Origin of the sequence: Halorubrum lipolyticum DSM 21995 (genome assembly GCF_000337375.1) — an archaeon.
GTDB lineage: Archaea > Halobacteriota > Halobacteria > Halobacteriales > Haloferacaceae > Halorubrum > Halorubrum lipolyticum.
Map to the genome: position 1 here is coordinate 92,285 of NZ_AOJG01000028.1, position 12,084 is coordinate 104,368.

Here is a 12,084-nt window from a genome sequence, read left to right on the forward strand (position 1 = left end):
CGAAGAGCCGTCCCCGCCCCACCGAATGAGCCAGGATGGCGGCACCGAACACCGTGACGTGAACGACGTCGTCGAAGAGGAATGGATCGAGGAGACGACGCCCTTTGAACGAGTGTACGAAGTCATCTCTCGTGTGTACGATCCGCTGTCTGCAGCACAGATCGCCGAGCGTGCCCGCGTCTCATCGACCACGGCGCGAAAGCACCTGCGAACGCTCGAGAGCGCCGGTGAGGTAACGACGTCACAGGACGGTCAGACGACGCACTACCGACGGTCGGAAACGGCGATCGTCACCGAACACGCCGAGTCGCTCCTCGCGGAACGGACGCCCGAAGAAATTGCGTCTGGCATCGCTGATATGAAGGCACAGATACAGGCGTGGCGCGAGGAATACGGGGTTGATTCACCCGAGGAATTCGCCCGGGAACTGGATATCGACGACGCCGACAGCGACCACGGCGCGCTCCTCACAGAGTGGCAAACGACGCGACGCAACCTCGCGCTCGCACAGGCAACACTCGCGATCGGTGAAGTAAGTCAGACCGGTCACCTTACTGGCACGGACACAGACGACGATGGTAACGGCGATACATCCATCGTCGTATGACCGACGACGGAGACCCCGCTCACCAGATCCAGCCGGACGAGCAGTCTGAGGTGTTTGGTCCTATCGACGCCGGGGCACTACGGGAAATTCGAGACCTGTTCATAGACCTCGAACCGCTGGTCCAGACCGCGTCATTAGACGTCCCGCTGAATCCACAGACACTTTCGGTTGAACTATCCGACGGCGTCGGAGCGGCGTCAACCGCCCGGATAGACGTCCGGTGGAGTCTCACCGGGAACTACGCCGCACACTACACAGATGCCCGAGACCGAAACTTTCGGTTCGACTGTCATCCGAAACCCGACGCGCCGCGACGACACTTCCATTCACCTCCCGATGCTCCGAGCCGTCCCGTCGACCCATCCTGTATTGCTGTGTCTGAGACGAGCCTTGTGACGCGAGCGATTCTCCAACGGTGGCGATACGCCTACACGAATGGAACATTTGAGGGAGTCAACGACGCAGAAAATCCGCCGTAACATCCTCCTCACTGTTTAGAGGAGGGGGCTCTGTTGAAATCCTCAGCCGCTGAAAGTTTGGAGAGGCTATGCTGACTACAGGCGTGAATGTTGTACGAACCGAGGCCAATCTTCGGGGGAAGCCGATCGCTCAGTACAAGTTATAAGAATATATTCGACTGGACAGTTGACCGGAAAATCATTTCTTGGAACGTACCCAGTTCTTGGAACGTACATAGGTGGATAATGATAGATTGGCTCGGGAGAGAACAGAACATCCCGCATTTTTATTCCACTGGTTGGTATTTGTATTCTTTTGATTGCTCCAAAAATAACCGATACTAACAGTGGTCGGAGGGTACAATTCGACGATAACGTGGCTGAGGCGACGAGAACCGTTCCGGGTATCGAGCGCATCCACTGACCGGTACTTGTTCCTGCGAAGAAGTAGTACCGAGTTACGACACTCCCCTACTCGTCCTGACCAAGCGGTTCGCGGTGGAGTACCTCACCCTCGTTGAAGACGACGGCGGCCATCCTCGGTTCCGTGTCGACCGTGACGCTCGTCTCGTCGCCGGCGGTCACCTCGTCGGCGTCGGAATCCCAGGGGAGCAACCCGTCGGTCGCGGGTTCCACGACCACGTCAACGCGGTCAGCGTCAAGTGCGTCACCGGCGGTGTGTGAGAACGTCACGACGCCGCCCTCGCCGTCGTCGGCTGGTTCGTATTCGACCTCGAACCTCGCCTGCGGGGGGATAACGTGCTCCGTTACGGTTCGGGTCTCATCGCCGGCGGTCCACTCGACGGCGACCGTGGTACCGGCGGACAGATCACCGAGCGACAGCGTTTCCCCACCGGTCAGTCGGTCCGTCTCATCGGCGGGTTGGTCTGGCGCGGGCTCGCCGTCGATCAGCACCAGGAAGGCGTCGGCGTTTCGGCGCACCTCGCCGACGTAGCGGAGCGTCGTCCCCGCCCCTTCGTTGTCGCCCCCGTTACCGTCATCAACGACGAATCCACGGCGGGGTGCCGCCGAGAAGTGGGCGACGGAGCTGGTCGCCGACCCGTTCTCGAACTCGGTGTGGACGCTGACGACCACGGTGCCGTCGAGCCCGACGTCGTCGACCGTGATCGTGTCCCCTTGCGTTAGTTCGTCATGCTCGGCCGCGAAGGCCGGCTCCTGGTCGCGTTCTCGTCCCCGCGATCTGTCAGCACTGTTCACCGACACGCGCAGCCGCTCGGGATCGGCGGGCTGTTCGCCGACGTACTCGATCGTCATGGCCTCGGCGTCGACATCGTAGGTCGCCGCGACTGCGTCGCGTGCCGTGGTCGTTCCGCCGAGATGGTGTTCGCGGTCGCCGCCGGTCCACACGAGTCGGACCCGCGAGAGCGGCGGAACTGGCGCTGTGAACGAGTCGTCGGGACCGAACTCGTCGAGTTCGTCCGCGGGCTGGACATCGGTCGGGGTTCGACCGGCCTGTAGCTCCAACTCGGAAGCGGGAAGCGCCCGACCGCCTCGGTGCTGGACCGTGATCTCGCCGGCGTCCGGATCGTACTCGATCGACGCGCGCGTGTTTGGCACGACCTCTTCTTCGGCGATGACGATCGGCTCGTCCGGCTCGCGCCACTCGACTGCGACCGTACTCCCCAGTGGAAGCTCACCAAGAACCAGCTCTTCGCCGTCCGAGAGAGTGTCGTGCTCGTCGGCGAACTGCACGTCGGTGGGCTCTCCGTCGACCAGCGTCACGAACGCGTCGGCTGGACGGGACTCCTCTCCACCGTACCTGACCGTGGTCCCTTCCTCGGCTCGCGAGCGGATCCAAACGCGCGGGGGGCGGGCGCGGTAATGCATGAGGGAGCCGCCGCCCATCGGTTGCTCAACGTCGAACTCCAGTCGCACGCTGTCGCCGATCGACACGTCCTCGACGGTGACCGCGTCGTCGGGTTCGAGCGTTCCGTCGGTGAATTCCTCGCCGACCGTTTGGACGCCCCCCTCACCGCGGTGGACCAGCCGAAGGTTACTCGCGTCGGCGGAGCGCTCGGCCTCGTAGGCGAGCTCCAACGTCTCGGCCGTCATGTCGTAGTCGAAGGCGAACGCCTCGCGGTCGACCCGTTCGCGGCCGTACGTGTCGTAGGCGTTCGCGTCCGAGTCGAACCACCGCAGCGTGACGGTCGCGATCAGTCCGGTCTCGACAGTGACCTCATCGCCCGCCGCGAACTCCTCGCCGTCAAGGACCGCGTCGCTCACCTCCTCGCCGTCGTGCCACACCTCCAGCTCGTCGGCCGGCACCGCCTCGCCTTCGACGTGCTCGAACGTCACCGTTCCGGCGGCGCGGTCGAACCGCGACCGGACCTGGGCGTCCGGCGACGCCTCGCGGTCGAGTTCCGGTGGGGCCTCGACGACGGCGTCGACGAGCACGAGTCCGTCGGTTCGGGTGGTTTCCATCTCGACCGGGACGGCGGGATCGACGGTACGCACGAGTCGCTCGACGGTCTCGTCGTCGAGTTCGTCGGCGTCAGCGGCCGGGCGGATCACGTATGCATTCTCCGCGGTTCCGTCGAGGTCTCTGAGGTCTTCAGGGTCGGTCTCGAAGCCGGCGGCGAACGCGGCCACGTCGTCGGGGACCTCGGGCGGAAACGGACCGCCGGCGGCGTCCGGAACCAAAATGACCGTTTCGAATCCGCCAAGCCGAGGGAGGGCAGCCGTACCCAGCGGGGATTCCGCGAAGCGGTCGACCTCGTCGGCTGCCGCACGGCCGGCGGCGCGAGCGGCTTCGATCCGCCGGTCGCTCACGTCGGCTTCCGACGAGTCGGACCGACCGCGAGGACTCGGCGAATACCCACTCCCGGTCGCGGCGGCCGCCACGCCGTCGCCGACGACGAACGCGGTCTCACCGTCATCGGTGAGTCGCCAGTCGGCAGGGAGTTCGTCCGTCGTGTCGGCCTCCGTGGGGGCGTCGTCGTTCGACTCGTCGCCAGTATCATCGGCTCCCTCCCCCACCGCGATCGTCTCGCCGCGGTCGAGTCGGTCGAAATCGCCGGCCGCCGTCACCAGCCGGATCCCACGGTCGGCCGGAGTGACCGCGACCGTGGCAGACAACTCGTCGGCGTCGACGTCGAGTTGCTCGGTTGCGGAACGAGCGCGGTAGCTTAGTTCCGCTTCCGTATCGGCGTCGATTCGCTCCGCGATAACCGTCGTGTACGTCGTCGACAGCACGTCACCCGCCGGAACTGGGAGGAATGCGTCGGCGAACGGGGTCGAAATATCGAGGTCGAGGTCTCTCAGCCGGGCGGAAACGTGCGCGTCGGTCTCAGGCTTGAGAACACCTGTCAGCGCTGCGAGCGTCAGGGCGCTGCCTCCGAGGAAGCGCCGACGGGAGGGTCGTACCATACGCAGAGATATCGAGGCCACATATAGAAAGTCCCGATAATACAAATCATCGTTGTAGTCTCCAGGTGTCGGCCGCTCCCGTTCAATCTCCGTGTACGCGAACCCCATCCCGGAGAAATGTGTGTCTCCCGGTACGCTTTATTTAACCCAAAGTGCAAACGCGCAGTAACCCTGTCGTAATCCGTTACCGATTGTTGTGAGCCGGTTGTCGTAATCCGTTACCGATTGTCATGATCCGGTACCGGTCGACACTACCTTCTTTACGATACCGGCCATTTCTAGTGTATGAACGTACTCGTTGCCGGTTCACACGGACAGGTCGGCCAACACGCGACTCGCATCCTCGCCGAGAGTGACTACGACGTTCGGGGCATGGTTCGTGCGGAGTCGCAAGCGTCGGATATCACGGATCTAGGCGCGAAGCCGATCGTCGCGGATCTGACCGCTGACCTCTCGCACGCTGTTACAGGAATCGACGCGATCATCTTCGCCGCCGGGTCGGGTGGCAACGACGTGTGGGACGTCGACCGTGACGGCGCGATCAACCTCATTGACGAGGCCGAGGCCGAGGGTGTCGATCGGTTCGTGATGCTCAGCTCGATCAACGCCGATCAACCCGAAAACAGCCCGGAGGCGCTCCGAGAGTACCTCCGGGCGAAGGCTGAGGCCGACGAATATCTCCGAGAGAGCAGCCTGACGTACACAATCGTTCGACCTGGGCCGCTAACGAACGAGAGTGGCACCGGACGAATCAAAACCGGCGCTGATCTCGACAGAGACGATGTCGAGATTCCGCGCGAGGATGTCGCCCGGACGCTGATCGCGGCGCTTAGCTCCGAGAGCACGTACAACAAAACGTTCGAACTCGCGGCCGGTAACGAGCCGATCGAAGAAGCACTACAGGAGCCGCTCGACAACTGAACGAATGGTGCAATCTTGTGCTAACAGTACTCACCCTCGCGGAGACGCGATCGCTTTCGCGGAGACGCGATCGCTCTCAGAGCCTGAGTCTGGCGGGGGCAACGCTCGCTCGCCGTCCGGGCGAAGGTCACCTCGAGAATGACGGAGTCGATACAAAACGGTCGTCCCCCCAGACACCCCTCTATCGATGTGTTCACCCTTTATCGATGTGTTCAGCAGTAGGTGCTACGTCGAATTGTGAACGCTCGTCAGTAGCCGGTGGCATACCCCACCGATGGCGCTCGTTCATGAGCGGAGACACACACCCCTCTATCGATGTGTTTCGCTTTTCCGCAGCGGGGGAGTATGGTTGCGGAATGGTCGTAGAGTAGTCGTGAAAAAGAGATGTAGTGTCATTGTTACAGAAAAACGGTAGAAGAAGACGTAACTCGTCTGTTTAGCGGAAATATACTTACGGTGGAATAACAGATACTCACGAGCTATATGTTGTCTTGAGAGCCACAAAATTCGGCGTGGCTCAACACATCGAACACATCGATAGAGGGGTGTGTGTGTGTTGTGTGTTAGTAGAAAGAAAGAAGAGAAGAGAAGAAGAGTTCCAAATTATCACCAGAGAACTGTGGAGAATAGATTTCGCGTGATTATAGCGGTTCACGTCTGCTACACTGTTATTGACAGACTCGAGATCCCCAATTGACCCCCCACCCTCAGAAACTACCGAACACATCGATAGAGGGGTGTGTGTGTTCGACCTCGTGGAAGCAAACACATCGTCAGCCGCTGAGGGATTCGTTCTCTCCATAGCCGGCGATATCGGCATAATCAAACGCTAAAGCCGTCTAAAACCGGTAATCACACTTCGATAGAGGTGGGGAAGCTTTTTATTATCAGCCGGTATCATTCGGGCTATGGGTACTGATGACTCCGATGATCCTACCGAGGACCCGGGATCACTGGAGGATGAAACGACGGCTCAAACCGATCTCTCGGATGCGGCACGACCGGAGATGTCGGACGATTCCTCGTCGTCTCAGGGAACCCCGTCGTCTCAGGGAACCCCGTCGTCTCAGGGAACTGAAACCGAGTACCATCAATCAGTTGATGGGAACGCGGAACGCTCTTCGCAATCGATCAGTGAAAGCTCTTCGCAGTCGATCACGGAAAGCTCTCCGCAGTCGATAGAGGAGATGCTGCTCGAGTTCGACGAGCAGCAGGGACTCATTCGCGACCGGTCGCTTCTCGATCCAAACTACGTGGTCGAAGAAGACCGCATCGTGGGTCGTGACGCGCAACTCCAGGAAGTTACGAAGATGCTCCGAGTTGCGCTCGGGGACAACCGGCCGCCGAATCTGTTCCTGTATGGACCGTCTGGAACGGGAAAGTCGCTCATCACGAAGGCGGTCTGTAACAACATCAGTCGGATCTGTGACTCCCGAGATATCCGATTCGGCACGATCGAAGTCAACTGCCAAGACCTCGACACGCTCGGCGTCGCGGTGTACGAACTCGCTCAACAGGCGGCCGACGCGGCCGGCGTCGCCGTCGAGGTCCCGAAACACGGGGTTGCGACGAAAGAGAAGTGGGACGAACTCTATCGCATCGTCAACGAACACTTCGATTCGGTCGCGTTCGTCCTCGACGAACTGGACATGCTCGTCGGGCGGCGAGATAAACAGGAACCCGCGTTTTCCCGACTCCTCTATCAGCTCTCGCGGGCCGGTGCGAACGACGAACTCAACGCGTACATCTCGGTCGTCGCCATCTCGAACGACACGAAGATGATGGAGGCGGTCGGCAGTCGCGCCGTCAGTTCGTTTACGCCGGAAGACGTCCATTTCGACGATTACGACGCGGATCAGCTCAAAGCGATCCTCCGGCGACGCCAGGATGCGTTCCACGACGACGTCGTCGACGACGACGTGATCCCACTTGCGGCGGCCTTCGCAGCACAGACGCACGGCGACGCGCGGAAGGCGATCGATCTTATGCGTGTCGCCGGCGAGCTTGCCGAACGCGAGGGCGACGCTCGCGTCCGCGAGGAACACGTCCGCGCCGCACAGGCGAAGGTCGAAAAGAACCGGGTGTTAGAGGTCGTTCGGGGGATTAGTACCCAAAAGAAGCTCTGTCTCTACGCGACAGCGGCAGTCGCGTCGCAGTCGACTCACGGAACCGCGCGGAGCACAACGGGGTACCGGGTGTACCAATACCTGACCGACGCGATCGATGCCGAGCAGTACCATCAAGAAACGTACGTCAACAAAATGAAAGAGCTCACGACGTACTCGCTCGTCGACTTCGAACGGCGGAGTCACGGCCCCAGTTCGGGGATGTTTCTCGAGTTCCAGTTCGGTGAACGGCCGGAAACGATCCTCGAAACCCTCCGCGAGGACTCGCGGATCGAAATGGTCTCGGAAGACGAGGTCCACTCCGTCGTGAAAGCACAGCTCCGGAACCAGACGTAGTTCGGTCTGACACCCGGACGGAATTTGGCTTCCGGGGGACACCCCTCTATCGATGTGTACAGTCCGTCTGTTATCAGTCCGCATTTGATGAATGTTTCACCTTTTTCACCTGATATACGCCAGCCGGATCACTCGTCTGGACACCCCTCTATCGATGTGATAATCGTTCTTTGAGCGCTTGAAACGCATGATTTTGACGCATCAACGTCGCTAGTAAGGGCTGTCTTCCTCGAGGTGCGGTTCCGACAGTGGTCGATCGGATCCCTCCCAGAGACCCCTCTATCGATGTGTTGAAGGACCACTGCTCGGACACACCCCTCTATCGATGTGTTTGGAATTGACCGACCCGGACACACCCCTCTATCGAAGTGTAGCAACAGTCGTTCTCCCGAACAGTCACTCGTGTCGACTGCTCGGTCACTACCCGTCGGAATCGACCGGACCCTTATATTTGGATCTGACCCTGTCGCCATCCCTCCACTGCCAGTAGTAGTAGCGGTTGTCGTTGATCTCCTTGATCGTGATCGCCGCTTTCGCGGGAACGTCGTTCGGGAGACCGTCCAGTCGTTCCTCGATCCCGTCGCTGTCTGTCTCCTCGAGACGCGCCTCGCGTTCCTGCCGGTCGGCTAACGCTTTGGCGTACCTGGCAACGTCACGGAGGCGCTCTGGAGAGGATTCGTTCAGGGCGTCGACCAGCTCCGTCGAGAGATTCGCCGGTGGGGTTGGTGGTTCGGAAGACATCGCGTGGTATCGTGTTAACCAACATAGAACGCAAATGCATAGATTTGTTGGTTAAGACGGTCGATATCCTCGTAACGGCCGAACCCAGGGACACTCTCTCGGAGCCCACGACGAGGCTTGATCACAGCCAGTGTTATCCTTACATATATGAATAATTTATAATACTGGCATCTGATAGTATTGGTAAAAATAACTATTTTTGACACTGATGAAAATAAGGGCCGCTTTGTAATTAACAAATGAATATCAAACATTTCTAGCTACTAGGTAGTTTCTTTATTTATATACGGGCCTATTAATTTCATACTTGGAAGTTTACTGTCGATCTCGAAATTTCTGAACGGTGAACAGAATGACGGCGACTGCTGGAAAACGTAGTTACAATTATCCCTAACTATCTGTCTTCTACCAGATTTTTTATTTTTCATGTCGAACGCGCCGGAACTCCATTCGCCTCTGGGAACGACACCTCACACGACGACCGTCTCGTTAACTAGCCGGCCGATTTCCTCGATATCGATGACGATGCGGTCCCCTTCGGTGAGCGTGAACGACTCCGGAGGAACGAGAGCGGTACCGGTCAGGAGGACGGTGGTTTCCGGGAGGGGGTTGTGTCTTCGGAGATAGGTGACGAGGGTCTCACAGCTGGTCGCCATCTCGGCCGTCGACGTCGAATCCGTGTACACGGTTTCGCCGTCGCGCTCGATGGTGAGCGTCATTTCGAGGTCGTGGGGGTCGTCGACGGCCTCCGGGGTCGCCACGCACGGGCCGATCGCACAACACTTGTCGTACACCTTCGCCTGCGGCAGGTACAGCGGATTCTCTCCCTCGATGGACCGACTCGATACGTCGTTTCCGGCGGTGTATCCGACCACCTCTCCGCGATGCAGAACGACGCCGAGCTCCGGTTCCGGGACGTTCCACTCGGAATCGCCGCGGATCCCGACGGCGTCGGTGTGACCGACCGTCCGCGATGGCGTCGCTTTCAGGAACAGCTCGGGGCGGTCGCTCTCGTACACGTCGATGTACACCTCCGGTTTGCCGCTCTCGGCCTCGCGGGCCTGCTCGCTGATCCGATACGTCACGCCCGCCGCCCACACCTCGTCGGGAGTCACCGGCAGGAGCACGTCGTCGGCGTCGAACTCCGCCGGCTCCGCGTCGGGGATCCGATTGCGAGCGATGGCGTCGACGGACTCTCCGGACGCGTTCGCGGCACGAGCGAGGTCGGTGAACGAGCCGAGGTCGTCCGACGCCGTCGACAGGTCGTAGGCCCCGTTCTCCGACACGACGACGAGGGAGTCGGAGCGACCCCCGCGTTTCGTACCGGTCAGCTGGTAATATCGCATACTCGAGGATGAGCGAAGGGGACTAAAAGTGTACCGCCGCCATCCGCTCGGCGTCCTCGAGCGTCGCCGCGAGCGGTGTCTCACAGAGAACGGGGACGCACGCCTCGAGCGCCTCCTCGTCGCGACCGGAAGGAACAGACCGCAGCCGAAACGGATCGACCGGTCGGCAGGGCGGAACGAGCCGATCATCAGGGATAATTATTAGCGTTACCCCCTCGAACTGTTCGACGTATGCAACTCGGCGTACTCACCGCGCAGCCGTTGGGACACATGGACAGATCGGACGCGTTCGCGTTCCTCGAATCGCTCGGCGTCGACGCCGTGGAGCTCGGCGCGGGCGGGCTGATCGGGGCCGACCACATCGATCGGCGCGAACTGCTCGACAGCGACGAGGCCCGGGCCGCGCTCGAGGCGGATCTCGCGGACCACGACCTCGACATCTGCGGCCTCGCGGTCCACGACAACCCGCTGCATCCGGACGACGAGCGACGGGCGCGCGTCGACACCGAGACGCGCGAGACGATTCGGTTGGCGGCCGAACTGGACGTGGACCGGATCATCACCTTCTCCGGGCTCCCCGCCGGGGGGCCGGAGGACAGCGTCCCCAACTGGGTCACGTTCCCGTGGCCGCAGGAGCACTCGGACGCGCTGGAGTACCAGTGGGAGATCGCGGTCGACTACTGGAGCGAACTCGGCGCCTACGCCGACGACCACGGCGTCGACATCGCCATCGAGATGCACCCGAACATGCTCGTCTACGATCCGGTCGCCATGGTGGAACTCCGGGAGGCGACCCACGAGCGCGTGGGAGCGAACCTGGACCCGTCGCACCTCTGGTGGCAGGGAATCGACATCCCGAAGGCGATCCGCTACCTGGGCGACCACGACGCGATCAAGTACGTCCACGCGAAGGACGTTCGCGTCTACGACGCCAACGCCGAGATCGAGGGCGTGCTCGACAACAAGGGCTTCGACCGCGAGGCGGAGCGCGCGTGGCTGTTCCGCTCGGTCGGCTACGGTCACGACGAGGACGCGTGGCGAGACATCGTCAGCACGCTCCGGCTCGTCGGATACGACGACGTGCTCAGCATCGAGTGGGAGGACGGCCTCGCCGAGCCGACGGAGGGGTTGGAAAAAGCCGTGACCATGCTTCAGGAGGGTCTCCTGCGCAAGGACGCGGACGTCGACTGGGTTCCGGAGTAGCGCCGAACACGTCGTAGATAGGTTATATATGGATCGAACGTGATGTACTGCGCATGACTGCCCCCGAGTCACGGACAGACGCTGAACACGGGACCCCGGCGGCGTCCCGCCCGGCGGAGCTACTGGAGAGCGTCCAGCGGCTCACGGGGGTCGGCGTGTGGCGGTACGACGGCGACTCCGACGAAACGTGGTGGAGCGATCAGGCGAGGGACATCCTCGGCATCGACGCCGACACCCCGCCGACGTTCGAGGCGGTTGCCGAGCAGTTCGTCGACGACGACCGACGGCGCTCCCGGGAGCTGTTCGAGCGAGCGCGCGAGCGGGGCGAGGCGTTCGCGGTGGAGGTCGGCTTCATGAACGGCGGAACGACCGAGCGATACCTCCGCATCCGCGGCGCGCCGCGACCGGGTGATCCCGGAGAAAACACGCTTCACGGAACGGTTCGGAACGTCACGGACGCGAAACGGCAGGAGCAGCGCATCGAGGTGCTCCGCAAGACGAGCCAGGAGCTCCGGGAGGCGAACTCGAGACAGGCCGTCGCCGAGATTATGGCCGACACGGCCAAGAACATCCTCGGGTTGGACAACACGACGATCCGCCTCGTCGACGAGACCGAGGGGACGTTACAGGTCGTGGTCGTCACCGAGGAGTGCGTTACGAAGGCCGGAACCCGACCGGATTACCCGGCCGATAAGGACACGCCCGCCGCTCGCACGTTCAGGACCGGAGAGCCCGAACTACACACCGACCACAGTTCGACGGAGGACGACCAAGAGCGCGGGGAGCTCCGGTCGGGGCTGTACGTCCCCATCGGCGATCACGGCGTGTTGAGCGCGGGCGACATCACCATCGAAGCGTTCGACGAACGGGACGTCGAAGCGGCGAGCCTCCTCGGCCAACTCGGCGCGAAGGCGATCACCCGGATCGGATGGACGAGGCGCTCCCGGGCCATCTGATCG

General features: G+C 61.4%; 9 protein-coding genes. 6 read left to right on the forward strand and 3 right to left on the reverse strand.

What is annotated here, in order from left to right:
- The first annotated feature begins 58 nt into the window (after positions 1–58).
- Both C469_RS09830 and C469_RS16370 read left to right on the forward strand, forming a co-directional pair.
- A complete protein-coding gene (locus tag C469_RS09830) occupies positions 59–607 on the forward strand; it encodes a DUF7342 family protein (protein WP_049911287.1) in 549 nt (182 codons plus the stop codon).
- Entirely contained in the window at positions 604–1,086 is a 483-nt protein-coding gene (locus C469_RS16370) for a hypothetical protein (protein WP_082230130.1), read from the forward strand. The genes C469_RS09830 and C469_RS16370 overlap by 4 nt, the downstream gene beginning before the upstream one ends.
- A 450-nt stretch (positions 1,087–1,536) precedes the next feature.
- Here C469_RS16370 and C469_RS09835 read toward each other — a convergent pair whose 3' ends face one another.
- Positions 1,537–4,452 (reverse strand): hypothetical protein, encoded by a 2,916-nt coding sequence (locus C469_RS09835; RefSeq protein WP_008006179.1) that lies wholly within the window; start codon positions 4,450–4,452, stop codon positions 1,537–1,539.
- Between the two features lie 285 nt (positions 4,453–4,737).
- Between C469_RS09835 and C469_RS09840 the strand changes: the two genes are divergently transcribed.
- The gene (locus C469_RS09840; protein ID WP_008006180.1) at positions 4,738–5,373 is read left to right on the forward strand and encodes an SDR family oxidoreductase; all 636 of its coding nucleotides are present in this window, start codon (positions 4,738–4,740) and stop codon (positions 5,371–5,373) included.
- A gap of 908 nt (positions 5,374–6,281) precedes the next feature.
- A complete protein-coding gene (locus C469_RS09845; RefSeq protein ID WP_187127447.1) occupies positions 6,282–7,835 on the forward strand; it encodes an orc1/cdc6 family replication initiation protein in 1,554 nt (517 codons plus the stop codon).
- 420 nt (positions 7,836–8,255) lie between these two features.
- Here C469_RS09845 and C469_RS09850 read toward each other — a convergent pair whose 3' ends face one another.
- Both C469_RS09850 and C469_RS09855 read right to left on the reverse strand, forming a co-directional pair.
- On the reverse strand, positions 8,256–8,576 hold the full coding sequence (locus tag C469_RS09850) for a hypothetical protein (RefSeq protein ID WP_008006184.1): 321 nt from the start codon (positions 8,574–8,576) through the stop codon (positions 8,256–8,258).
- Positions 8,577–9,046: 470 nt separating this feature from the next.
- Entirely contained in the window at positions 9,047–9,922 is an 876-nt protein-coding gene (locus C469_RS09855) for a fumarylacetoacetate hydrolase family protein (protein ID WP_008006187.1), read from the reverse strand.
- A gap of 231 nt (positions 9,923–10,153) precedes the next feature.
- On the opposite strand from C469_RS09855, the gene C469_RS09860 reads away from it, so the two are divergent.
- Together C469_RS09860 and C469_RS09865 are read left to right on the forward strand one after the other, a co-directional pair.
- Positions 10,154–11,125: a sugar phosphate isomerase/epimerase family protein gene (locus tag C469_RS09860; protein ID WP_008006189.1), complete on the forward strand. Its 972-nt coding sequence runs from the start codon at positions 10,154–10,156 to the stop codon at positions 11,123–11,125.
- Positions 11,126–11,178: 53 nt separating this feature from the next.
- On the forward strand, positions 11,179–12,081 hold the full coding sequence (locus C469_RS09865; RefSeq protein ID WP_008006192.1) for a GAF domain-containing protein: 903 nt from the start codon (positions 11,179–11,181) through the stop codon (positions 12,079–12,081).
- Positions 12,082–12,084: the final 3 nt, after the last annotated feature.

Excerpts from the sequence above, each read along its gene's own strand:
- C469_RS09855 (WP_008006187.1), bottom strand. The coding sequence starts at position 9,922 with ATGCGATATTACCAGCTGACCGGTACGAAACGCGGGGGTCGCTCCGAC.
- C469_RS09850 (WP_008006184.1), bottom strand. The coding sequence starts at position 8,576 with ATGTCTTCCGAACCACCAACCCCACCGGCGAATCTCTCGACGGAGCTG.
- C469_RS09835 (WP_008006179.1), bottom strand. The coding sequence starts at position 4,452 with ATGGTACGACCCTCCCGTCGGCGCTTCCTCGGAGGCAGCGCCCTGACG.
- C469_RS16370 (WP_082230130.1), top strand. The coding sequence starts at position 604 with ATGACCGACGACGGAGACCCCGCTCACCAGATCCAGCCGGACGAGCAG.
- C469_RS09845 (WP_187127447.1), top strand. The coding sequence starts at position 6,282 with ATGGGTACTGATGACTCCGATGATCCTACCGAGGACCCGGGATCACTG.
- C469_RS09860 (WP_008006189.1), top strand. The coding sequence starts at position 10,154 with ATGCAACTCGGCGTACTCACCGCGCAGCCGTTGGGACACATGGACAGA.
- C469_RS09865 (WP_008006192.1), top strand. The coding sequence starts at position 11,179 with ATGACTGCCCCCGAGTCACGGACAGACGCTGAACACGGGACCCCGGCG.
- C469_RS09840 (WP_008006180.1), top strand. The coding sequence starts at position 4,738 with ATGAACGTACTCGTTGCCGGTTCACACGGACAGGTCGGCCAACACGCG.